Source organism: unidentified bacterial endosymbiont (assembly GCF_918797525.1).
GTDB lineage: Bacteria > Pseudomonadota > Gammaproteobacteria > Enterobacterales > Enterobacteriaceae > Enterobacter.
The window spans coordinates 1319189-1342449 of record NZ_OU963893.1; the positions used below are offsets into that span (position 1 = coordinate 1319189).

At 50.5% G+C, this 23261-nt stretch carries 24 protein-coding genes, 1 other RNA gene and 2 pseudogenes; 16 read left to right on the forward strand and 11 right to left on the reverse strand.

The genetic code is table 11. The features are described 5' to 3' along the window. Nucleotides 1–97 precede the first annotated feature (97 nt). Nucleotides 98–460: a transfer-messenger RNA gene (gene ssrA / locus NL510_RS06290) on the reverse strand. Between the two features lie 88 nt (nt 461–548). Then, nucleotides 549–1031 (reverse strand): SsrA-binding protein SmpB, encoded by a 483-nt coding sequence (smpB, locus tag NL510_RS06295; RefSeq protein ID WP_100165714.1) that lies wholly within the window; start codon nt 1029–1031, stop codon nt 549–551. A 156-nt stretch (nt 1032–1187) separates the two neighbouring features. Here smpB and NL510_RS06300 point away from each other — a divergent pair, with 156 nt between their 5' ends. Continuing rightward, nucleotides 1188–1625, forward strand: a complete 438-nt coding sequence (locus NL510_RS06300) for a type II toxin-antitoxin system RatA family toxin (RefSeq protein ID WP_253382530.1) — start codon at nt 1188–1190, stop codon at nt 1623–1625. Then, nucleotides 1615–1902, forward strand: coding sequence for an RnfH family protein (locus tag NL510_RS06305; RefSeq protein WP_253382532.1), 288 nt, complete (start codon nt 1615–1617; stop codon nt 1900–1902). The genes NL510_RS06300 and NL510_RS06305 overlap by 11 nt, the downstream gene beginning before the upstream one ends. A gap of 97 nt (nt 1903–1999) precedes the next feature. Here the strand turns inward: NL510_RS06305 and bamE are convergent, their stop codons facing one another. From bamE to nadK, 3 genes are all read right to left on the reverse strand, one after another. Beyond that, a complete protein-coding gene (bamE, locus tag NL510_RS06310) occupies nt 2000–2338 on the reverse strand; it encodes an outer membrane protein assembly factor BamE (RefSeq protein ID WP_253382534.1) in 339 nt (112 codons plus the stop codon). A 138-nt stretch (nt 2339–2476) separates the two neighbouring features. After that, nucleotides 2477–4138 (reverse strand): DNA repair protein RecN, encoded by a 1662-nt coding sequence (recN, locus tag NL510_RS06315; RefSeq protein WP_253382536.1) that lies wholly within the window; start codon nt 4136–4138, stop codon nt 2477–2479. 85 nt (nt 4139–4223) lie between these two features. Further along, the gene (gene nadK, locus NL510_RS06320) at nt 4224–5102 is read right to left on the reverse strand and encodes an NAD(+) kinase (protein WP_253382538.1); all 879 of its coding nucleotides are present in this window, start codon (nt 5100–5102) and stop codon (nt 4224–4226) included. Nucleotides 5103–5224: 122 nt separating this feature from the next. On the opposite strand from nadK, the gene grpE reads away from it, so the two are divergent. Then, nucleotides 5225–5818 (forward strand): nucleotide exchange factor GrpE, encoded by a 594-nt coding sequence (gene grpE, locus NL510_RS06325; RefSeq protein WP_253382540.1) that lies wholly within the window; start codon nt 5225–5227, stop codon nt 5816–5818. A 53-nt stretch (nt 5819–5871) separates the two neighbouring features. Here grpE and NL510_RS06330 read toward each other — a convergent pair whose 3' ends face one another. Beyond that, nucleotides 5872–7158 carry an HlyC/CorC family transporter gene (locus NL510_RS06330; protein ID WP_253384778.1) on the reverse strand — a complete coding sequence of 429 codons (1287 nt, stop codon included), beginning with the start codon at nt 7156–7158 and terminating at the stop codon, nt 5872–5874. Nucleotides 7159–7176: 18 nt separating this feature from the next. Beyond that, a complete protein-coding gene (locus NL510_RS06335; RefSeq protein WP_253382542.1) occupies nt 7177–7968 on the reverse strand; it encodes a cytochrome C assembly family protein in 792 nt (263 codons plus the stop codon). Nucleotides 7969–8136: 168 nt separating this feature from the next. Between NL510_RS06335 and ffh the strand changes: the two genes are divergently transcribed. From ffh to NL510_RS06370, 7 genes and pseudogenes are all read left to right on the forward strand, one after another. Further along, the gene (ffh, locus tag NL510_RS06340; protein ID WP_253382544.1) at nt 8137–9498 is read left to right on the forward strand and encodes a signal recognition particle protein; all 1362 of its coding nucleotides are present in this window, start codon (nt 8137–8139) and stop codon (nt 9496–9498) included. A gap of 136 nt (nt 9499–9634) precedes the next feature. Further along, nucleotides 9635–9883 carry a 30S ribosomal protein S16 gene (gene rpsP, locus NL510_RS06345; RefSeq protein WP_022649067.1) on the forward strand — a complete coding sequence of 83 codons (249 nt, stop codon included), beginning with the start codon at nt 9635–9637 and terminating at the stop codon, nt 9881–9883. Between the two features lie 15 nt (nt 9884–9898). Then, nucleotides 9899–10438 (forward strand): ribosome maturation factor RimM, encoded by a 540-nt coding sequence (gene rimM, locus NL510_RS06350; protein ID WP_253382546.1) that lies wholly within the window; start codon nt 9899–9901, stop codon nt 10436–10438. 45 nt (nt 10439–10483) lie between these two features. After that, on the forward strand, nt 10484–11251 hold the full coding sequence (gene trmD, locus NL510_RS06355; RefSeq protein WP_253382548.1) for a tRNA (guanosine(37)-N1)-methyltransferase TrmD: 768 nt from the start codon (nt 10484–10486) through the stop codon (nt 11249–11251). Between the two features lie 43 nt (nt 11252–11294). After that, nucleotides 11295–11642 carry a 50S ribosomal protein L19 gene (gene rplS / locus NL510_RS06360; protein WP_006178051.1) on the forward strand — a complete coding sequence of 116 codons (348 nt, stop codon included), beginning with the start codon at nt 11295–11297 and terminating at the stop codon, nt 11640–11642. 113 nt (nt 11643–11755) lie between these two features. Next, a pseudogene (locus NL510_RS06365) lies at nt 11756–12297 on the forward strand (hypothetical protein); the annotation flags it as partial. Nucleotides 12298–12714: 417 nt separating this feature from the next. Then, on the forward strand, nt 12715–13089 hold the full coding sequence (locus tag NL510_RS06370; RefSeq protein ID WP_253382550.1) for a hypothetical protein: 375 nt from the start codon (nt 12715–12717) through the stop codon (nt 13087–13089). Nucleotides 13090–13808: 719 nt separating this feature from the next. On the opposite strand, the gene NL510_RS06380 is transcribed toward NL510_RS06370, so the two are convergent. Then, nucleotides 13809–13991, reverse strand: a complete 183-nt coding sequence (locus tag NL510_RS06380) for a hypothetical protein (RefSeq protein ID WP_253382552.1) — start codon at nt 13989–13991, stop codon at nt 13809–13811. Nucleotides 13992–14359: 368 nt separating this feature from the next. After that, nucleotides 14360–14520, reverse strand: a pseudogene (locus NL510_RS06385) (replication endonuclease); the annotation flags it as partial. 52 nt (nt 14521–14572) lie between these two features. Between NL510_RS06385 and NL510_RS06390 the strand changes: the two are divergent. The 4 genes from NL510_RS06390 (at nt 14573) to tyrA (ending at nt 18768) form a co-directional block, all read left to right on the forward strand. Continuing rightward, nucleotides 14573–14977: a DUF2946 domain-containing protein gene (locus NL510_RS06390; RefSeq protein ID WP_253382554.1), complete on the forward strand. Its 405-nt coding sequence runs from the start codon at nt 14573–14575 to the stop codon at nt 14975–14977. Nucleotides 14978–15015: 38 nt separating this feature from the next. Beyond that, nucleotides 15016–16380, forward strand: coding sequence for a PepSY-associated TM helix domain-containing protein (locus NL510_RS06395; protein WP_253382556.1), 1365 nt, complete (start codon nt 15016–15018; stop codon nt 16378–16380). Between the two features lie 185 nt (nt 16381–16565). Next, nucleotides 16566–17636, forward strand: a complete 1071-nt coding sequence (gene aroF / locus NL510_RS06400) for a 3-deoxy-7-phosphoheptulonate synthase AroF (protein WP_253382557.1) — start codon at nt 16566–16568, stop codon at nt 17634–17636. Nucleotides 17637–17646: 10 nt separating this feature from the next. Continuing rightward, nucleotides 17647–18768: a bifunctional chorismate mutase/prephenate dehydrogenase gene (tyrA, locus tag NL510_RS06405; protein WP_253382559.1), complete on the forward strand. Its 1122-nt coding sequence runs from the start codon at nt 17647–17649 to the stop codon at nt 18766–18768. A gap of 446 nt (nt 18769–19214) precedes the next feature. Here the strand turns inward: tyrA and NL510_RS06410 are convergent, their stop codons facing one another. Beyond that, nucleotides 19215–20945: a hypothetical protein gene (locus NL510_RS06410; protein WP_253382561.1), complete on the reverse strand. Its 1731-nt coding sequence runs from the start codon at nt 20943–20945 to the stop codon at nt 19215–19217. A gap of 5 nt (nt 20946–20950) precedes the next feature. Further along, nucleotides 20951–21406, reverse strand: a complete 456-nt coding sequence (locus tag NL510_RS06415; protein ID WP_253382563.1) for a type III secretion system chaperone — start codon at nt 21404–21406, stop codon at nt 20951–20953. Between the two features lie 386 nt (nt 21407–21792). Between NL510_RS06415 and NL510_RS06420 the strand changes: the two genes are divergently transcribed. Together NL510_RS06420 and NL510_RS06425 are read left to right on the forward strand one after the other, a co-directional pair. Next, the gene (locus tag NL510_RS06420) at nt 21793–22200 is read left to right on the forward strand and encodes an Ig-like domain-containing protein (RefSeq protein ID WP_253382565.1); all 408 of its coding nucleotides are present in this window, start codon (nt 21793–21795) and stop codon (nt 22198–22200) included. Between the two features lie 137 nt (nt 22201–22337). After that, nucleotides 22338–23182, forward strand: a protein-coding gene (locus tag NL510_RS06425) for an IS5 family transposase (RefSeq protein WP_253376809.1) whose coding sequence is annotated in 2 segments (ribosomal slippage) — nt 22338–22683 and nt 22683–23182 — 846 coding nt in all. Because the reading frame shifts where the segments join, the coding sequence is not laid out codon by codon here. Nucleotides 23183–23261 lie beyond the last annotated feature (79 nt).

The following is a 23261-nucleotide window of genomic DNA, read 5'->3' on the forward strand; positions in this document are numbered from 1 at the left end:
GCCGGATGTTCTCGGACAACGACAGACACAAAAAAGCCCACAGGGCTTGTGCCGTGCGGGCTTTCAGGATTTCCCCGGACGTATCCGGAAGAGCAAGTGGTGGAGCTGGCGGGAGTTGAACCCGCGTCCGAAATTTCTACATCCTCGGTACTACATGCTTAGTTTGTCTTTACATTCGCACGCCAGCTGCGGACAGACACGCCACTAACGAACTAGCCTGATTAGTTTTAGCACTTCAACCCCAGGCAGGGCATCCGCGCGATCTCTTTTGGGTTTGACCTCTCTTGATCCCCGTCTTAAGAGCGGAAGCTAGGGAGAGAGGGCTCTTAGCAGGTTATTAAGCTGCTAAAGCGTAGTTTTCGTCGTTTGCGACTATTTTTTTGCGGCTTTTTACGAGGCAAACCGCCCCTCGGCATGCACCTTGGGTTTCGCAAATCCCGTCGAATCCAGAATCAGCCCCATAGTGTTGAACTGAGTATACCAGACTTCTCTTCCTGGTTACCAGCCAGAAACGCTAACTTATTGAATAGTACAATAAGTGCGCAGAATCAACGTCCTGCGTTTTTCATAATCCGTGCTTTGTCGAGCTGCCATTCGCGCGCTTTCAGGTCAGTACGTTTGTCGTGCTGTTTTTTGCCTTTTGCAACGCCGATTTTTACTTTGCACCAGGCATTTTTCCAGTACATGGAGAGCGCGACCACGGTGAAGCCTTCGCGGTTGATACGTCCGTAGAGGGATTCCAGCTCGCGCTTGTTAAGCAGCAGCTTACGGGTACGCGTTGGATCGCACACGTAATGTGAAGAGGCGACGGTCAGCGGCGTAAAGTTCGCGCCGAACAGAAAGGCTTCGCCATCTTTAAGGATCACATAGCTGTCGCCGATGTTTGCTTTTCCGGCACGCAGCGATTTTACTTCCCAGCCCTGCAATGCAAGACCCGCTTCGAATTCTTCTTCGATGAAATACTCATGGCGAGCACGCTTGTTTTGCGCAATGGTCGCCGAGCCTGGTTTATGTGCTTTTTTCTTCGTCATAGGTGTCGTAAAACCGTCGGTAATCTGATTTCAAAAAGTCACCTCATCGCGTCCTGTGAGGCCTAACGCGCTATATTAGCACGAGTTAAGGCTTAGCGTTTTTTTAACAGGTGATAAATGCTATTATTTGTCCGTTGTGTGACCATGGAAAATGCTATGCCTCAGATTAGCCGTACTGCGCTTGTACCCTACAGCGTGGAACAAATGTATCAGTTAGTGAACGACGTTAACTCCTATCCGCAGTTCATTCCGGGGTGCACCGGTAGTCGGGTGCTGGAGTCCGGCCCAACGCAGATGACGGCGGCGGTGGATGTCTCCAAAGCGGGGATCAGCAAGACGTTCACCACCCGTAATACGCTGAACGATAATCAGAGTATTTTGATGCATCTGGTGGATGGACCGTTCAAGTCCCTGATGGGGGGCTGGAAGTTTACCCCGCTGAGCGCTAACGCTTGCCGTATTGAGTTCCATCTGGATTTCGAGTTTACCAATAAGCTGATTGAGCTGGCGTTCGGCCGCATCTTTAAAGAGCTGGCCTCGAATATGGTTCAGGCGTTCACCACCCGCGCCAAAGAGGTTTACAGTGTCGCTTAAAATATCTGTGGAAGTGGTGTATGCGCTGCCAGAGAAGCAATATCTGCAGCGCGTCGCTCTGGATGAGGGCGCGACCGTTGAAGTGGCTATCCGTGCTTCCGGCTTACTTGAACTGCGCGCTGATATTGACCTGGCTAAAAATAAAGTCGGGATTTACAGCCGCCCGGTTAAGCTGGCGGACGAGCTTAAAGACGGTGACAGAGTCGAGATTTATCGCCCGCTTATTGCCGATCCTAAAGAGCTGCGTCGTCAGCGAGCGGAGAAATCGGCTAAGTAATTAGCCCTGAATCCTGGCTCACTCCTCAGATGGGCGAAAAATAGATGAAAGCAAAAAAGGTGCCTAATGAGCACCTTTTTGCATTTCTGAGAGCTGACTATTTGGTCAGAGCAGGCTTGTTGTCGATGTTGGTCAATACACCGGCGCTGCTGAAGGTCAGGGTCAGGGTTTGCTGGGTCACGCCTTCGTGGCCAGGCTGCTGACGGAATACATAGAACCAGGTATTTGTACCGAATGGATCGGACATCATTGGCGTTCCCAGTGCATAAGCGACCTGCTGTTGTGTCATACCCACCCGGATTTTGGACACATCGTTAGGAGTAAGATAGTTCCCCTGGTTGATGTCAGGACGGTAAACCACTTTCTCCAGAGTGGAACAGCCTGCGGTCAACATCAGAAGAACCGCTGCGGCAGCGGTCAGCATTTTACAACGCATAGTGATTTGATTCCTTTTCGGGCCCGAGCAGAACGCGGCTCATATGTAATATGCCGATGATAATAGACCTTGCCCCACTTTGAAACCGGTCTGGCGGCGTTTTTGTTGTTCTCTATGACCCTGAGTTCCCGAAAAAGTTTATGCCGCCAGCAGTTCTTTCGCGTTTGCGAGCGTATTGCGGGTGACTTCACTGCCACCCAGCAGGCGTGCCAGCTCCTGCAACCGGGCGCGTTTATCCAGCGGTTTCATGTGCGTTTCGGTCATTTCGCCGTCGGTTTCTTTACTCACAATAAAGTGATGATGGCCGCAGCCCGCTACCTGCGGCAGGTGGGTGACGCACATGACCTGAGTGGATTCGCCCAACTGACGTAACAGTTTACCGACAACGGCTGCGGTCGGGCCGCTGATACCCACGTCCACTTCATCAAAAATCAGTGCCGGTGTATCCATTTTACGGGCCGTGATCACCTGAATCGACAGGGCTATACGCGAAAGCTCACCGCCGGAGGCCACTTTGGAAATGGGCTGTAAGGGCTGGCCCGGGTTAGTGGTAACGCGAAATTCGATACGATCCGCGCCTTCTGCCGTCAGGTGGTTCTCTTCGAAACGAACATCGATAGTGAACACGCCATGCGGCATCGCCAGCGTGTGCATGCTGTCAGTGATGTGCTGGCTTAATTCCAGAGCGTAGTGCTGACGAATATCATGCAGGTGTTTCGCTGTGTCCAGCGCCTGCTGATGATGCAGATTCACCGCCAGGGATAAGGTTTCCAGCGAGTCAGCCTGGTCGTCAAGCTGCTGTTGTTCATCAAGCAGGGACTGATAGTAAGTGGGCAACTCTTCCGGTGTGACGTGGTGCTTACGCGCCAGGGAAATCTGCCGCGAAATGCGTTGCTCAAGTTCAAACAGGCGGTTCGGGTCAAGATCCAGGCGCTCGCAGTAGTGGCGCAGTTCGTCACCAGCTTCGGAGATTTGGATCGCAGCCTCTTCCAGCATATTCAGCACGCCGGACAGTTTGTTATCAAGGCCAGCCAGTTCAGTAATCAACTGACGCACGTTATACAGCTGGCTCTGCAGATTCACCTCTTCGCCATCCGCCAGCATAGTAAGCGCATTCTGGCTGGTTGAGAGCAGGTGACCGCTGTTGGCTAGACGTTTGTACTCTTCGTCGATTTGCTCAAACTCACCTGCCTGCGGGTTGAACTCATTCAGCTCTTTCAGCTGGTATTCGAGCAGTTCGGCACGCGCGGTGCGCTCCAGGCTTTGCTGCTGGTGTTGAGCCAGCTCACGACAGCTATGGTGCCACTGACGATAGTGCTCTGCCATAAGTTGAGTAAGTGCATACTCACCCGCGTAGCCATCAAGCAGGGCTTTCTGCTGCTCAGGTTTAATCAATTGCTGGTGCGCGTGCTGGCCATGGATTTGAATAAGCAACTGGCCAAGTTCGCGCAACTGAGAGAGCGGGACGGCTGTTCCGTTGATAAAACCCCGAGAACGGCCATCGCAGCTGATCACGCGGCGAAGTAAACACTCACGCCCATCTTCCAGCTGGTTATGCTCCAGCCAGCGCTGGGCCGCCGGTGTGTCTTTCAGCGAGAAGCGGGCGCAGAGATCGGCACGGGTCGCGCCTGTACGCACCATATCGCCCTCTGCACGACCGCCGAGGCACAAGCCGAGGGCATCTATGGCAATAGATTTACCTGCACCGGTTTCGCCGGTGATCGCCGTCATGCCGCTGTTGAAATCGATCTCAAGCTCACGAACAATGGCAAAGTTGCTGATGGTCAGTTGTGCCAGCATAATTGTTTTCCTGTATGAAAAACCATGACTGTGTTTACATACAGTATAGACTGGTTTTTTATACAGTAAAGTACTGGATGCAAAATCAGAACAATTTTTTTGACCAGCCTAGCTTTGAGCTTAATGTGTTGAAATAGCTGTAATCTTTTGGATGAATCAGGTTCAGATGATAATCACAGCGACGAATGAGCACATCTTCACCTTCCTGAATCGGCAGTGCGATCTGGCTATCACAGCTGATCTCAAGGTCATTGCGGCGGTGAGAGAAGCGCAGACGTATAGTGCTACTAGTGTTAATCACCAGCGGGCGCGCTGAGAGCGTGTGCGGGAACATCGGCACCAGGGTAATGGCATCCAGCGATGGCGTGAGGATCGGGCCACCTGCCGACAACGAATAGGCGGTAGAGCCCGTCGGCGTTGAGATAATCAACCCGTCAGAGCGCTGCGAGAAGGCGAAAATTTCATCGATATAGACTTCGAACTCAATCATGTGCGCCACTTTACCGGGGTGGAGAACCACCTCGTTAATGGCGGTACTGATACGTTTCTGACAGTCCTGCTGACATACCTGGGCTTCCAGCAAAAAACGCTTTTCGCTGATGTAGTGACCTTCCAGCACGTCGGCCAACTGCTGTTGCGCATTATCCGGGTCGAGGTCCGTCAGAAAGCCAAGATTGCCGCGGTTAACGCCGATGACTTTGATATCGTAACGGGCCAGAGTGCGCGCTGCCCCCAGCATGTTACCATCGCCGCCGACGACGACGGCGAGATCGGCCTGTTGGCCAATTTCCGCCAGAGTGCCGGTTTTGACACCCTTAAGCTGCAGCTCCTGCGCAATCTGCTGTTCGACCATCACTTCATAGCCTTTGCCAGACAGCCAGTGATACAACATTTCATGTGTTGTCAATGCGGTAGGATGGCGCGGATGCCCTACGATCCCAATACACCTGAAATGATTATTCATTTTCTGGAGGTCCTTGTGCCGGATGAATGATGACAATCTGCCTTGTTCCCTTGAATCCCGGAAACTGATCCCCATAATAAGCGAAGTTAGCGAGATAAATGCAGAAAAACGCGGAGAAATTCATGAGTAGTAAAGAACAGAAAACGCCTGAGGGGCAAGCCCCTGAAGAAATTATCACGGAACAGCACGACAACGTTGAAGCCGTAGAGCCAGATGCGTCTGCTGATCGGGTGGACCCGCGCGATGAAAAAATTGCCAATCTGGAAGCTCAGTTGGTAGAAGCACAGAATCGCGAACGCGATGGCGTGCTGCGCATCAAAGCGGAAATGGAAAACCTGCGTCGTCGTACCGAGCTGGACGTTGAAAAAGCGCATAAATTTGCGCTGGAGAAATTCATCAACGAGCTGCTGCCGGTGATTGACAGTCTGGATCGTGCGCTGGAAGTGGCTGATAAAGCTAACCCGGACAACGCGGCGATGATTGAAGGTATCGAACTGACGCTGAAATCCATGTTGGATGTGGTGGGTAAATTTGGTGTGGAAGTGATTGCCGATACCGACGTACCGCTGGATCCTAACGTTCACCAGGCGATTGCGATGGTGGAGTCTGAAGACATTGAAGCCGGTAAAGTGCTGGGCGTGATGCAGAAAGGTTATACTCTGAACGGCCGTACCATCCGTGCTGCAATGGTCACCGTGGCGAAAGCGAAAGCCTAATTTGCTGCTCTCGTAGTGCCGGGTGGCGGTTTCGCCTGACCCGGCCTACAACGTTATTCGGCAATACTTTCGCGTAGAGGCGTAACGGGCAGGACTCTCACCTGCTTAATCATATTGTCCTGCACGTCCAGAATATCAATATCGTATTGCTCAATGCGTACCCGCGTACCTACCGCCGGGATCTCCTCCAGCGCTTCCAGGATCATACCGTTGATAGTACGAGCATCATCTTCCGGCAGATGCCAGTTGAAGGCTTTGTTGAGTTCACGAATGTTCGCGCTACCGTCAATCAGTACTGAACCGTCGTTTTGTGGCGTAACCTCTTCGGCAAGGGAAGGGGACATGGATGTCGTGAAGTCACCGACAATCTCTTCCAGGATATCTTCCACCGTCACCAGCCCCTGGATATCGCCGTATTCATCCACCACCAGGCCGACTTTCTTTTTATTACGCTGAAATTTCACCAGCTGTGTGCTGAGCGGCGTTCCTTCCGGCACGTAGTAAATCTCATCGGAGGCGCGCAGTAGTACCTCTTTGGTGAACTCCTTTTTCTCGGTCATCAGGCGATAGGCTTCACGCACGCGCAGCATGCTGATGGCGTCGTCAAGGGAGTCGCGATACAACACAATGCGTCCGTGCGGAGAGTGCGTTAGCTGGCGGACGATAGCCTTCCAGTCGTCATTGATATCAATGCCGACGATTTCATTGCGCGGCACCATAATGTCGTCCACGCTGACCTTTTCCAGATCCAGCACCGATAACAGCATGTCCTGGTTACGGCGGGAGATCTGCGAGCGTGATTCGTTGACGATGGTGCGCAGTTCATCTTTACTGAGCGCACTGCTGATGGTCACATCCGCTTTAATACCGACCATGCGCATTAACAGGCGCGTGACGACATTTAGCAGCCAGACCAGCGGCATCATCAGTACAAGCAGCGGTACCAGCAGAAAACTGACGGGATAGGCGACTTTCTCCGGGTAAAGCGCGGCAACGGTTTTAGGCAGAACTTCGGCAAACACCAGTATCACAAACGTCAGCACGCCGGTGGCGATTGCAACGCCAGCGTTGCCGTACAGACGCATCCCGACAATGGTTCCCAGCGCCGAGGCGAGAATATTGACGAGGTTGTTGCCGATAAGCACCAGGCTAATCAGGCGGTCCGGTTTGCGCAAAAGCTTTTCAACGCGACGCGCGGAACGGTTACCTTGTTTCGCTCGATGGCGTAACCGGTAGCGGTTAAGCGTCATCATGCTGGTTTCCGAACCCGAGAAATAGGCGGAGATGACCACCATGACGATCAGCGTAACGATCAGCGTGGTGGTAGAGATGTGTTCCAGGGGGAACTCCTTTGTTACTTAGGCGGCAAATTGCTGTATGAAGCGGCTGCCAAAATAGGCAAGGGTGAGAATGCCCGCACCCGCCACGTTGAACCAGACCACGCGGCGACCGCGCCAGCCTTCATGATAATGGCCCCATAACAGGACAATATAGACAAACCACGCGATGATAGAGAGGACCGCTTTATCGATATTCTCCACGCTGAACAGGTTCTTCATATAAAACAAGCCAGTGCAAAGCGTTAATGTCAGAAGCACCACACCCACCTGGGTGATGTGGAACATCTTACGCTCAATGACCATCAGCGGCGGCATTTCATGGTTGAAAGCCAGCTTTTTGTTTTTTAGCTGGTAGTCAATCCATGCGAGCTGCATGGCGTAGAGGGCGGCAATGATAAGCGTCGCGTAAGCGAACAGCGACAGGCCGATGTGCACCAGCATGCCCGGCGTCGCCTCCAGATGAGTAATAAACTCATTGGGCATGAAGGTGGCCAGCGCCAGGTTGATCAGCGCGAAGGCGTAAATAATCGGCAGCAGCAGCCAGCCACGATTTTTAGAGGCGACAATGGTCATGACCGTACAGATCATCAGGCTGACCAGCGAGCCAACGTTCAGTGCGCTCAGATTTTGCACGCTTCCGTCGCCAGGGATAATACGTGATTCTAGCGCAAATGCATGGCTTATCAATGCGATAACCGCCGAAAGCATCGCCATGCGCCGCCAGCCGCTGTTTTTTTGCAACAGGCCAGGAATGATCAACGCAAGGCTGAAAGAGTAGGCAACTAGGGCGATCAGTGCGAAAACAGGCATATAGGCGTCGACAGTCGTCTTAAGTAAGTAAAGAGAATCAGTATAACGTTACGTGACGCCTGCTCCAACCGTTGCATAACAACAAAGGCGCCTTCATGTTATACTCCGGCAAAATTCTGTGTATGTGTCGCTATGGCGACACAACGTTTTTACCCCAGGCGAGAGACAATGTTTGATAATTTAACCGATCGTTTGTCGCGCACGCTGCGTAACATCAGCGGCCGCGGACGCCTCACTGAAGAAAATGTTAAAGAGACGCTGCGCGAAGTTCGCATGGCGCTACTCGAAGCCGACGTGGCACTGCCGGTCGTGCGTGATTTTATCAGCCGCGTAAAAGAGAAAGCGGTTGGTCACGAAGTGAACAAAAGCCTGACCCCGGGCCAGGAGTTCGTCAAGATCGTCCGTAGCGAACTGGTTTCGGCAATGGGCGATGAGAACCAGGTGCTCAACCTGGCGGCCCAGCCACCGGCGGTTGTACTGATGGCGGGCCTGCAGGGTGCGGGTAAAACCACAAGCGTGGGTAAGCTGGGTAAATTCCTGACCGAAAAGCACAAGAAAAAAGTGCTGGTGGTTTCTGCCGACGTCTATCGTCCGGCGGCAATCAAACAGCTGGAAACGCTGGCGGAACAGGTTGGTGTAGATTTCTTCCCGTCCGACGTGGCTCAAAAGCCTGTCGATATCGTTAACGCGGCGCTGAAAGAAGCGAAGCTGAAATTCTACGATGTGCTGCTGGTGGATACCGCCGGTCGTCTGCACGTCGACGAAGCGATGATGGACGAAATCAAGCAGGTGCATGCCTCTATCAACCCGGTAGAGACCCTGTTCGTTGTGGACGCCATGACCGGTCAGGATGCGGCGAATACCGCAAAAGCATTCAACGAAGCCCTGCCGTTAACCGGCGTGGTGCTGACCAAAGTGGACGGTGACGCCCGCGGCGGTGCGGCCCTTTCTATTCGTCATATCACCGGTAAGCCGATCAAATTCCTCGGCGTGGGCGAGAAAACCGATGCGCTGGAGCCATTCCATCCGGATCGTATTGCCTCGCGTATCCTCGGCATGGGCGATGTGCTCTCGCTTATCGAAGATATTGAGAGCAAAGTTGACCGCGCCCAGGCTGAGAAGCTGGCCAGCAAGCTGAAAAAAGGCGACGGTTTCGATTTGACCGACTTCCTTGAACAGTTGCGTCAGATGAAAAATATGGGTGGTATGGCAAGCCTGATGGGCAAACTGCCCGGCATGGGGCAAATTCCTGACAACGTGAAATCGCAGATGGATGACAATGTGCTGGTGCGTATGGAGGCGATCATCAACTCTATGACGCTGAAGGAGCGTGCGAAGCCAGAAATCATCAAAGGTTCGCGTAAACGCCGCATTGCCGCTGGTTGCGGCATGCAGGTGCAGGACGTTAACCGTCTTCTGAAACAGTTCGATGACATGCAGCGCATGATGAAGAAAATGAAGAAAGGCGGCATGGCGAAGATGATGCGCGGCATGAAGGGCATGATGCCACCAGGATTCCCTGGTAGATAAATCGTGTTTTGCGCTCAGCATCAAGATGCTGATTGCATTTCCCCCAAAAATCAGTAAAATTTTCGGGCTTTTAATATGACACCCGGGCTCCGTTCCTCGATGGGGCCCGGTTGTTTTATTCACACAAGAGGATGTTATGGTTACTATTCGTTTAGCTCGTCACGGCGCTAAAAAGCGTCCGTTCTACCAGGTTGTTGTGACTGACAGCCGTAATGCACGCAACGGTCGCTTCATCGAGCGCGTTGGTTTCTTCAACCCACTGGCCTCTGGCGCAGAAGAAGAAACTCGCCTGGATCTGGATCGTATCGCTCACTGGGTTGGCCAGGGCGCTACTGTTTCCGATCGCGTTGCTACGCTTATCAAAGCAGCAAACAAAGCAGCTTAATCTGTCACGGTGGTCATGATGAGCAATAAAGCACCTGTTGAACCGATCGTATTGGGAAAAATGGGTTCTTGCTACGGGATCCGTGGTTGGCTCAGAGTGTTTTCCTCCACTGAAGAGGCTGAAAGCATTTTTAATTATCAGCCCTGGTTTATACAGAAGGCCGGTAAGTGGGAAGAGGTCGAGCTGGAAAGCTGGCGTCACCACAATCAGGATATCGTCATCAAGCTGAAAGGTGTTGACGATCGCGATGCCGCGAATGCGCTGACTAATTGTGAAATTATCGTGGATTCGTCGCAGTTGCCACAGCTGGAAGCGGGCGACTACTACTGGAAAGACCTGATGGGCTGCCAGGTGGTTACTACTGAAGGTTACAGCCTGGGGAAAGTCATTGATATGATGGAAACCGGGTCAAATGACGTTCTCGTCATTAAGGCAAACCTGAAAGATGCATTTGGCATCAAGGAGCGGTTGGTTCCGTTCCTCGATGGACAGGTTATCAAGAATGTCGATCTCACTACTCAAACCATTGAAGTAGATTGGGATCCTGGTTTTTAAATTCTCCGGATAAACGGTAAAAGACGGCGCTATGGGGATTGGCTTGTGTTTATAGGTATCGTTAGCCTGTTTCCTGAAATGTTCCGCGCGATTACCGATTACGGGGTAACTGGCCGGGCAGTAAAAAATGGCCTGCTGAACATCCAGAGCTGGAGTCCTCGTGACTTTGCTCATGACCGGCACCGTACCGTGGACGATCGTCCTTACGGCGGCGGACCGGGGATGTTAATGATGGTGCAACCCTTACGGGACGCCATTCACACAGCAAAAGCCGCGGCAGGTGAAGGCGCAAAGGTGATTTATCTGTCACCTCAGGGACGCAAGCTTGATCAAGCTGGCGTTTGCGAACTGGCGACGAATCAAAAGCTGATTCTGGTCTGTGGTCGCTACGAAGGGATAGATGAGCGCGTAATTCAAACCGAGATTGACGAAGAATGGTCTATCGGCGATTACGTTCTCAGCGGTGGTGAGTTACCCGCAATGACGCTGATTGACTCCGTTGCCCGGTTTATTCCGGGGGTACTGGGCCATGAAGCATCAGCAATTGAAGATTCATTTGCTGATGGATTGCTGGACTGCCCACACTATACGCGTCCTGAAGTGTTAGAAGGAATGGACGTCCCGGCAGTGTTGCTGTCCGGAAACCATGCCGAGATACGTCGCTGGCGTTTGAAACAGTCGCTGGGCCGAACCTGGCTTAGAAGACCTGAACTTCTGGAAAACCTGGCTCTGACTGAAGAGCAAGCAAAGTTGTTGGCCGCGTTCAAAACTGAACACGTGCACCAGCAGCATGAACATGATGGGAAAGCGTAATACGCTCCCGAATATCAGTTTACCCAGGATAAGAGATTAAATTATGAGCAACATCATTAAGCAAATTGAACAAGAGCAGATGAAGCAGGACGTACCTTCCTTCCGTCCAGGTGACACCGTGGAAGTGAAAGTATGGGTTGTTGAAGGTTCCAAAAAACGTCTGCAGGCATTCGAGGGCGTGGTTATCGCTATTCGTAACCGCGGTCTGCACTCTGCATTCACTGTTCGTAAAATTTCCAACGGCGAAGGCGTTGAGCGTGTCTTCCAGACTCACTCTCCGGTAGTTGACAGCATTGCTGTTAAACGTCGTGGTGCTGTACGTAAAGCTAAACTGTACTACCTGCGTGAGCGCACTGGTAAGTCTGCTCGTATTAAAGAGCGTCTGAACTAAGATTCGCTTAAGCAACATCCTGATAAAAAGGGCTGGCCGAAAGGCTGGCCCTTTTTTTGTCAATCTTAAACCATCTCCTGTGGAGGTGGTGATACAACAGCTCGCCGATTTAGGTGAAGCGTAACATTCTGGTGCCGACTAACATCCCGCCCCCGCGGCTGTCCCGGCAGGACTTAAGCCGCTTTGCTCTCGATTACATGGTGTTCGGGAATGCGTTTATTAAGGAGCGCTTGAGCATAACCAGTAAGCCGATAAAATATGAAACCTCACCGGCCAAATACACCCGGCGTGGCCTGGAACAGGACACCTGCTGATATATCCAGAACTTCACGAAGTAGCACCAGTTTGCACCGGGCTCGATGTTTCACCTGCTGGAGCCGGATATCAACCAGGAGCTATACGGGATGCTGGAATACCTGAGCGCATTAAACTTGGCATGGCTGAATGCGCACGCCACGCTGTTTTGCCGCAAGTATTACCAGAACGGCGCGCACGCCAGTTACATCATGTATGTGACCGACGCGGCGCAAGGCCCGAGAATGCGGGCTCAATCGGGGATGTTGAGAAGGCGGCAAAGGTGTTTGTGCGCAATGAGCTGATACCGTTACAGGCGCGCTTTCAGGAGCTTAACGAGTGGGCGGGGGAGGAGATCATCAGTTTGTCTCGTATTATAAAAGCGCTTTTATCAATGCTTCTCACGCGTTATAGCATGATAAATTTTACCCACTACATACATACACGGCCAGAATGCCGAATAATATCGACGAAACCGCAAAAAAAACAATCGATGACAGGAAGGGACTGAATAAACCGCCAAGGCTCGTAAAATCGCTAAGCCTGGCAAGAATATCATTAGGAACCTTCCTTAGTATAATTACAGGAATTATTAGAAAAAAATAATTGCCGCTATAATGTAAATGAGTATTTTTCGACTTTTTTTCATCTTCAACCTTGCCCCTGCGAGCGGCCATGATCAATCATTAGCCAATAATGTTACAACAAGGCACATGGAAATGGCACATAACTATCTTAAGTGGAAAGCAGAAACAGACAGAAATAGGGCTCATGCTTCGTGACTAATGAATACTACACAAGCACCTGTTATGAGCAATGGAGCGAAGATAAGCGCTTGTATTTGTCATTGTTAGAGATATACAAAAGAAATGATGTCGTGCTTGATATGGTCGAACTTTACTTTCGTAAAGCTTTCAGGCGCCCTGGAGAAAATAAAAGTAATATGCTTGTTTCTTACTTAAAGGAGAAAATTAGAGAGAAAGCATATGATGCAGTTGACCGCTCAAGCAAACTCGCCATTTCGTTAGCTATTGCCAGGTTGATCATTAGTAGTGGTAATATTCAGGGGTCATTTATTCGAAAAGTGAATCAAATGTCTACATGGTTTGTGCAACTCACGATATTTTATTCAAAGGCTAAAGTTGCGGCATAGGCAGCAAGAAAATTGAAATTTCAGGGTTCGGAATATTATCAAATACTTTTTTAAGAAAAGATGGAGATACTGTATTTCCTTATCGAACCTCAGGTGTCGAAAGTGATTTACGAGTTTCAATCCGGCGGAAATAATGAAGAGGTTATCGGTGGCGCCTTATAATGGCAGGTGCCTTTTTGTTTATTATTTCGATCCCCGACTATTCTGGCGTTCTTACTTTTATATGGTTTTTGGTCGTTTCTTATTTATATCTAAAATATAATCGATGGTATCGATAGCCCGTTATAAAAGGTTATCTCTTTGAATTTTAGTTTTTTTGGGGGGGTAGAATAATGTTAAATTTGGATCTTCCTCCGCTGTTAAAAATTCCATATATCTTGATTCAACTGAATTGACTGCAATCATAAACTGCATGCCCTCAATGAGCGAAACCGGCCTTTCTACGCCAGAAATGGAAGCATTCGTATAAGTTCGACCGACCCAAAATCCGCCGCCATACTCTTTCAGCCTCTGAAAAAAAACCAGCCACCCTCGACGAATCGCGGCAGGCTCTCACCCCGTTTCACTACCTGATAATTACTATCTTTCACGCCCATACTTTCCTCCTGCCGCCTCGCTATGCTCGTTGCCCAACCCTGCAACATGATAAAAATTATCGCATTGCAGCGTTAACAATTTCGTTTAACCCTCGTGATATTTCAGCATCGTCCAAACATAAGTTATTCAGCATTATAAAAAATATCTTCTTCTCGTTTGCTGTGTTCGTCGTTCGCTAATTCAGCAAAGAGAGCAAGCGCAAGCTTTAAGTCTGCCGGGCGGCAATCTGCATTTATTGCCACATCCGCAATAAATTGCACAAAAGTCCATTTCAACTCCGCCCGGCTGCTTTGCACACTAAACATCCAACCCCCACAAAATTCATTTTCTGTATGTATATGCAGTGTGTATGCAATCTGAAAAATTGCGAAGTAAAATTAATTTTCGATTGTTTTCCTGGGTACTTGAAATAGCATGTTATTGCGCGTTGAGGCGGTTGCGAGCTAAAGAATTAATGCGTCCTAAAATCTCTTTTGAACGTTCGTCGTGCGCAGGCGAGGCTGGGAAAATATCCCCGTTAACAGATCCACGATACCACTTTCACTTGATGCGACTTTTTCCGTGCGCTATATGGTGCAGCACCTCACCCCGGCTCAAAGTAATTCCGGTAAAAATTGGATCTCGTCAATTGTTCTGACTATCGCTCCGTGGGTAAATTTACGTCTCGCCTCTGGTTAGCGACCGAGCCGTCATATTCATCGATGAGGCTGATGCGGTTCCCCTCTTCGTCCTCAAGCTCCAGCCCTTTCAGAAATTCGCGGGTGCGGCGCTTCTGCTCGCGCCAGTCCGTCACGCAGTTTTTACTGCGTAAACATGCTTTTTCTTGCTCACATTAACCCTTTCTTCATAAATCATTTACAATGCTCACCTCTTACGTGGAGGATAAGTGGATAACGAACGGCATCATCATAACCGGAAACGCGCAGCGGCACTGACCGCGCTGTTTGCGATCCTGATGATCGTGGTCGCGCCGCTTATCTCACTCTCTCTGCAAAACGATCCCATGGGTGCCATGCCGGGCATGCATCATGACATGAGCATGATGTCGATGGATGAGCACCAGAGCAATATGCAGCATTCCGGGCCCGTCGATCATGCCCCGGCCTGTGGCTACTGTGTGCTGTTAGCGCATATGCCGGGTGTGATGCTTGCGCTGATCGTGCTGCTCAGCGTCGTGCTGCAACGGCTTCGCGTAAAGCCGCCTCGTCAGGTGGTAAACCACTGGCACTTTTTTCCCTGGCTCTATCCTGATACCCGCGCGCCACCGCAGAGATCTGCTTTTTACCTTTAAAAACAAAATTGCTCACTTTTTGCCTTAAAAGGAAAAGTATGACTACCTGCACACCGCGCGCGGCATGGGGAAACCTGCTGCGTCGACTCCATTTCTATGTCGGGCTGTTTGTCGGCCCGTTTATCTTCTTTGCCGCGCTAACCGGCACGCTGTATGTGGCCACGCCGCAGCTGGAAAGCGCACTCTACCGGCACGCGCTTTACACTAACACCGTCGGCGAACCACTGGCGCTGGCGCAACAAATTGCGGCGGCGGAAAAAATCGTTGGCCCGGCGTTGCAATTGCATGCCGTGCGTCCGGGCCTGGCTTACGGCGAAACCACCCGCGTGATGTTTGCCGATGCGGAACTTGGGCCATCGGAACATCGCGCTATCTTCATTGATCCGCTAACTCTTGAGGTGCGTGGGGATATGACGGTATATGGCACCAGCGGGATTTTACCGCTGCGTCAGAAAATCGATTATTTGCATAATTCACTCATGATGGGCGATTTCGGCCGGCTGTATAGCGAGCTGGCGGCATCCTGGATGTGGGTATCTGCGCTGGGCGGGATAGCCCTGTGGTTTTCCACCCGACCAAAGCGGCGGATCGTTAATCGCTTCCAGAATCGTCGTCGCCTGCACGTCATCCTGGGCTGGACCCTGCTGGGCGGGATGTTGCTGTTCTCCGCCACCGGGCTGACGTGGTCAAAATGGGCAGGCGGCAATGTTGATAAGCTCCGCGCAGAGATGAACTGGCTAACGCCGCAGGTGAATACAACGCTATCGGGTACGCCAGTCATTACCCATGAGCACGCAGAACATCGCAGCCATCACGGCGCAATGGAGAGGCCGGAAATAACCCGGGATCTGAGCCTGTTTGATGGTGTGTTTCATGCCGCCCGTGATGCGGGAATTGATGCGAACAAACTTGAGATCCGCCCGGCAAGGAGGGCTAATCAGGCCTGGACGGTAGCGGAAATCGATCGCGGCTGGCCGACCCAGGTTGATACTGTAGCCGTTGATCCGCACGCCTTACAGATTGTGGACCGCATACGCTTTGACGATTTTCCGCTCATGGCAAAGCTGACCCGCTGGGGCGTGGATTTCCATATGGGGATTTTGTTTGGCGTGGTTAACCAACTGCTGCTGATCGCGTTTGGCGTTGCCCTGAGCGTGCTGATTGTCTGGGGATACCGGATGTGGTGGATACGCCGTCCGGCGCAGTCTGCAGCAAACCCCGTTCAGACGCTTTTTCAAAGCTGGCTGGCCTTGTCGCGATGGGGAAGGGGAATCACGCTGCTGGTTAGCGTAATGCTGGGACTGGCGCTGCCGGTGATGGGGACCAGCCTGGTAGTATTCATTATTGTTGACTGGCTGCGCTGGCGTTCAACCTTTCCTCCATCCCTTTTCCCTTCAGCATAGCGTGGCAGGATTTCTGTAGGGTGTAATTTTAAGTTTACGATTAAAGCGGCTTTTATTTGCATATAATCGCGACATGTAAACTAATGTGTACGTATTTTGGATTGAAATCTTTACTGAATGTGGTATCGTAATCTTACCTCATCGAGGAAACAACTATCGCAAACGAGCCAGACAGGATTGCCATCATGCAAAAAGACGCGCTGAACAACGTACACATTACCGACGAACAGGTTCTGATCACCCCGGAACAACTGAAAGCGGAATTCCCGCTGAGCATTGCGCAGGAGGCTCAAATTGAGCGCTCTCGCCAGACCATTTCAAATATTATCGCTGGTCGCGATCCGCGTCTGCTGGTGGTATGTGGTCCCTGCTCGATTCACGATCCTGAAACGGCTATTGAGTACGCTCGTCGGTTTAAAACATTAGCGGAGGAGGTCAGCGATAGCCTCTATCTGGTGATGCGCGTCTATTTTGAAAAGCCACGTACTACCGTTGGCTGGAAAGGGTTGATTAATGACCCGCATATGGATGGCTCGTTTGATGTGGAAGCAGGCCTGAAGATTGCGCGTCAACTACTGGTCGAGCTGGTGAGCATGGGGCTGCCGCTGGCAACAGAAGCGCTGGATCCAAACAGCCCGCAGTACCTGGGCGATCTGTTTAGCTGGTCTGCGATTGGTGCGCGTACCACTGAATCGCAAACTCACCGTGAGATGGCGTCTGGCCTGTCAATGCCGGTCGGTTTCAAAAACGGTACCGACGGGAGCCTGGCAACGGCGATTAACGCCATGCGCGCCGCGGCAATGCCGCACCGCTTTGTCGGGATTAACCAGGCGGGCCAGGTTTGCCTGCTGCAAACGCAGGGCAACCCGGATGGTCACGTGATCCTGCGCGGGGGGAAAGCGCCAAATTACAGCCCGGCAGATGTGGCTCAATGTGAAAAAGAGATGCAGCAAGCGGGACTGCGACCGGCTCTGATGGTAGATTGCAGTCATGGTAACTCCAATAAAGATTACCGTCGTCAGCCTGCGGTTGCGGAATCGGTCGTGGCACAGATAAAAGATGGCAACAGGTCTATTATCGGCCTGATGATTGAGAGCAACATTCATGAAGGCAATCAGTCATCGGAACAACCGCGTAGCGCGATAAAGCCGGGTGTATCCGTGACCGATGCCTGCATCAGTTGGGAAGCCACCGATGCGCTGCTGCGTGAGATCCATAAAGATTTAAACGGCCAGCTGGCGACGCGTCTGGCTTAAGAGGTTAGTTATGGTTGCTGAATTGACCGTATTACGCGATCAAATTGATGATGTGGATAAGGCGCTGCTGGATTTGCTGGCGCGCCGCATGGCGCTGGTAGCCGAGGTCGGCGAGGTAAAAAGCAAATACGGCCTGCCGATTTACGTCCCGGAGCGCGAAGCCTCCATGCTGGCTTCACGTCGTAATGAAGCGCAGTCGCTGGGCGTCTCGCCGGATTTAATTGAGGATGTTTTGCGTCGCGTGATGCGAGAATCATATTCCAGCGAGAACGACAAAGGCTTTAAAACGCTTTGCCCGTCGCTACGTCCGGTGGTTATTGTAGGCGGTGGCGGACAAATGGGCCGTCTGTTTGAAAAAATGCTGACGCTTTCTGGCTACCAGGTGCGCATTCTTGAAAAAGAGGACTGGGCACATGCGCCAGAACGGATGAAAGATGCGGGTATGGTTATCGTCAGCGTTCCTATCCACGTCACGGAGCAGGTCATCGGGACACTTCCCCCCCTGCCGGAAGATTGCATTCTGGTCGATCTGGCGTCGGTTAAAAACGGCCCGCTGCAGGCCATGCTGGCAGCCCATGCCGGTCCGGTGCTGGGCCTGCACCCGATGTTTGGTCCGGACAGCGGCAGCCTGGCTAAGCAGGTGGTGGTATACTGTGATGGCCGCCAGCCTGAAGCCTACCAGTGGTTCCTGGAACAAATTCAGGTCTGGGGTGCGCGTTTACACCGCATTAGCGCCGTTGAGCACGACCAGAACATGGCGTTTATTCAGGCGCTGCGCCATTTTACAACCTTTGCCTATGGACTTCACCTGGCGGAAGAGAATGTTCAGCTTGAACAGTTGCTGGCACTTTCCTCCCCCATCTATCGCCTGGAGCTGGCGATGGTAGGGCGTCTGTTTGCCCAGGATCCGCAGCTTTATGCTGATATTATCATGTCCTCTGGCAACAACCTGGCGCTGATTAAGCGTTACTATCAGCGTTTTGGCGAGGCAATTACTTTGCTGGAACAGGGGGATAAACAGGCTTTTATCGACAGCTTCCGTAAAGTGGAGCACTGGTTCGGTGATTACGCGACCCGTTTTCAGAGTGAGAGCCGCACGCTGCTGCGTCTGGCAAATGACAGTCGTCAGTAATAAAGAAGGCCCGGGCATGACCGGGCTTGTTCATCAAAATACTCTTCGTTTAGCAACTTAAAAAAACAAACTCAGTAAAAGGTGAACTCCGCCATACTTCTAGTTGCATGTGCGTTGGCTGCACTCGTTCACCCCAGTCACATACTTATGTACGCTCCCGGGGATTCACTCTCTTGCTGCCTTCCTGCAACTCGAATTATTTAGGGTATATGCACTATATGCCGTCAGAAAATCGTTACCAATAACCTGTTGTATGTAATGAGGCCGGTCTGGCTGCACTGAATATCATACAAAAAGATGGAAAATTGGCTCGAAGCAGGCATTAATTGCGAGTCGGAAGAATTTCAATGGCGGGCCGCTACACCTACTGTTTTCTGAGAATGAAGGGGGCTGATGCTTTAACTGGTGGGAGACACTCCTCACAACTTTTGCAACCTGCCTGGGGTCTACAAAGGGAACGCAGTGGGGGGGATTTCGTGTTCGTGAGGTGAACCGAAGACTAATCTATCCTGCAACAGAAGATGGGTATCGGAAATAGTTAACCGTTCTTTTTCAAGGCCGTTTTTATTAAACAACATGTGGACGTTAATCGTAGATGATAAATAGCTTTGCTGCGGGTTAGCGGCTGATATGGTATCGACTGCATTGCCAAATTTCACCACAGGCCATTTCAAGTCAATAGCAATATCTACACCCTGACGCTTACTCACCGTAAAACTGATATCTGGTTTGCCCACCTTCATCCATATGTTATCCACACAGATAAGATCCGGCGGTTGGTGCTTAAATTGATCGAAAATCTGCTCCTGCACACCTGGATTAATGCTTTCAGGAATTAAGTAACGGCTCAATGCCAGCAGACTCATGGGATTGTTGTCTACCAAACTGGATAATTGTTCTAGTTGCCGCTGTTTTAGTGGCGATAGCCCAGTTTCACCCATCCAGCTGGTTTTTGCCTGAGCGAGAAATTGACTACCCATGTTGATGAGTCTGGTGTAGTAATTCAGGTAGGTGTTATCTATTTTTAAATTAATGCCTTTATCCAATGATTTGATGAATTCGCTGTCCACTACCAGGGTATTGACTTCTTGAGGATGGTGTACCGGGACGCGAAATTCGGTATCAATATAATTCTGCAATTGCGCCGACGGTGGATGTGCACTCGCAAGCTGTACTGATACCGCTTCAATGTTGCCAGACCAATTCTGCGCCACTTTAATTTTCGGAGTGGGCAGCCGGGTCAAAAAGGACCCGATGGAGGCGGCATCCTGCTGCAGTGTTTCGCGGATACCCTTGGGTAATGCATTGATATTTTGATTAACAATAGCGCTTTGTTCGGTGGCGTGGCCCATCAATACCACCCTGGCAAAATCTTTTGGTGAGATGTCTTCCGCCACCGCCAGATTGTCCGGCCACCATTCGGTGAACACGGCTGACAGATCTTTTTCGCTATAGGGCAACTGCAAGTATTGCTGAATATTATCGATCTGCTGGAATGCGGAAGTCACCATTTTGGGAGCCTGAGTTACCACAAAGTCCAAAGTCTGCAAACCCGTTGGTGGCGGCGGTAATGTACTCGATTCAGGAGCCAACGCCTGATACAGTTTCCAGGCGGCCATATCATGCAGATGGGAACTTTGCCGGAATTCAGGTCGGTCCAGGATGGCGCGTTTCAGCGCTGACATGAATGTGGCGGAAATCATTTTACCGCCGGTAACGCCGGTAAAAACATTGTCCAGCGCCAGACGCAAAACATTTTCGCCGCCGTCAAATTTGGTTAATGCGGCCAGTACGCGTTCCACGCTATGATCCTGGATTATTGTCGGCCCGATATAGTCTGTAATACCGGTAGCTATTTTCCGTACCAGTCCACTCTGTCCTCTGGATTGTAAAATGAGATCAACCCATGACCCTAATCCATTTTCGGCCTGTTCTTTGGTATTATTAAACAGCGCCGATCTGCCCTGATTAACAATTTCTGCGCTACGTTTTCCTAAACTTTTATTATTTATGATATAATGCTGCGTCAGCGTGAATGTATCGGAAATAATATTTTTAGCCAGCTTATCTCGTGTAATTGAACCCAAGGTGATGCATTTGGTTAAGGCATTGAATATGCTATTGCTATCCATACAGTGATAAGTGAGGACTCGAAGGCGAAATTTGGCGATGGCCATATTATTCATGGTTTCAAGGTCTTTTTAAGATGCTGGCTGGCTGAAGTATCCAATAAGGGTGGCTGGGCTGCCTGGCCTATTTTGGGTAAATTCTCTTTCCAGTATTGCGCTTGATCAACTAGCGTTTCAACGCCCTTAAGGGCGGCTTCGGTCGATAACAGAGCTAAATCCATCAAGCAAAAGAGGATGATTCGCTGGCCGCCAGCGTCGTAGCCAAACCAGCAGCGATGCGTGGCGATACCGAATAAATGGATCTGCAAAAGAGAGGCAAAAAAATCATCCGACAGCGGTTGGGTAATTTGCATCACCGGCGAAAAGAGATACACATAGCTGTCATGATTTTCAAACGTAATATCGATGTTATCGTCGAAACGCATAGTGCAGCCGCCACTTTGCAATGCATCGTTAATATTAAAATGCGCATCTGCATTAAGTGATTGTAAGAGTTCAGAAAAAGTCATCGCATTATCTCTGGTCAGTTCGCACGTTTTATCGCACGAGGGTCGACTAATCTGCTTGATGATTAGAGCTTATTTCAATATCTTACAAATAATTAACTCGATGATACTATCAAATTTCGATTATATTTTTCTTGTACAGCAATGCACAGCCCGATAATCCTCACATATTTAACGGCGGTTGCACTTTGATTCAGGTTATGCATGGTACATGCCGACCTTTAAATGAGGTCATGTACTTCTTCATCAGCATAAAGGGATGATTATTTTAACATCTCACATCTTTTGCAATAGTGCCTTCACCCCTCACTCAAGATTTTCCGCCAGAGACATAACTTTGCCAACTTTTACATAACGAAAGATATAAAGGATAAAGATGCAGATACCGCATGCGCAGCGGTTTGTCAATTATCATAGCCAACTGTACTCGTCTGTATGATATCTTTTTCCCGGGCATCGTGGTTTTACTTCACGTCGGAAATGTACACATCCCCGACACGAACCTGACGATAGTTATGGACGCAAACGGCAATATTTTTTCAGGCCAGACGGTTAGCTTCAATGCCAGTAATGGGGCAACTATTAATACAAGCGGCATCATCGGCGAAGACGGGACAATTACAGTTATGATATCCAGCATCAACAATAATACTCAGTCCATGAATGTCTATTTCACGCTCGTCGCAAGTGATTTAAAAATTGTTCAAGCTTCAGTACAAGGGATAGGGTCAGTTGCGTCCATCGGACAATATGTAGAGGGGGTTAATGCTCGGGATCTTCGCGAGCGGTTCTTCTGAGGACGATTTATCATACGGTGCGAGGGTTGAAATTATTGAGGGTACAGAAAAAGATATTTTTATCGCCCGTGATATTAGGCTGTGTCCCTTAATCGTTTGAGCTATAGTAACTGTCTGTTTCCACAACATATTGAACTATGGCTCGCTACGACCTTCCTGATGAAGCATGGATTATCATCCAGCCTTTATTGCCTGCTGAACCCGTATCTCCACGGGCCGGACGCCCATGGGCTGAGCATCGTAAAATTATCAACGGTATGTTCTGGGTGTTGTGTTCCGGGGCTCCGTGGCGTGATTTACCTGAACGATATGGACCATGGAAAACGGTTTATAACCGCTTTAACCGGTGGTCAAAATCAGGTGTTATTAACATTATTTTCAACAGGTTGCTTTCGCTACTTGATGCCAGCAATCTTGTTGACTGGTCTGCTACGGCGCTGGATGGCAGCAATATCCGGGCGTTGAAATGTGCTGCCGGGGCTCAAAAAAACATCCCGATATCGCCGGAGATAATGGGCTGGGTCGCTCTCGCGGTGGTTTTGGCACCAAAATCCATCTGGCGACAGACGGAAACGGTCTTCCGTTAAACATAGTGCTGAGTCCCGGACAGGCTCACGAAAGCCAGTTCGCGCAACGTCTTCTCGACGGTATTGGTGTTCAGCGCCAGAACGGCAGCATGAAACGCCGTGGCCATGCGGTACTGGCCGACAAAGCGTACTCCGGGCATGCGTTACGCAACGAACTGAAAAGCAAAGGTATAAAAGCAGTCATTCCCCGAAAATCAAATGAGAAAATGGCATTGGATGGGCGTTCACAGCTCGATCGTAATGCGTACCGCAATCGCAACGTTGTTGAGCGATGTTTTGGTCGCCTGAAAGAATACCGTCGCATAGCGACGCGTTACGACAAAACGGCGAGAAATTATCTGGCGATGGTGAAGCTGGGCTGCATCCGGCTCTTTTATCAACGACTATATAATTAAGGGACACAGCCTAATGTTATTCGTTCAGGGCCGAATACATTAAATAATGTGAGTAGGATAAATTCCGGGGCCAGTGTTA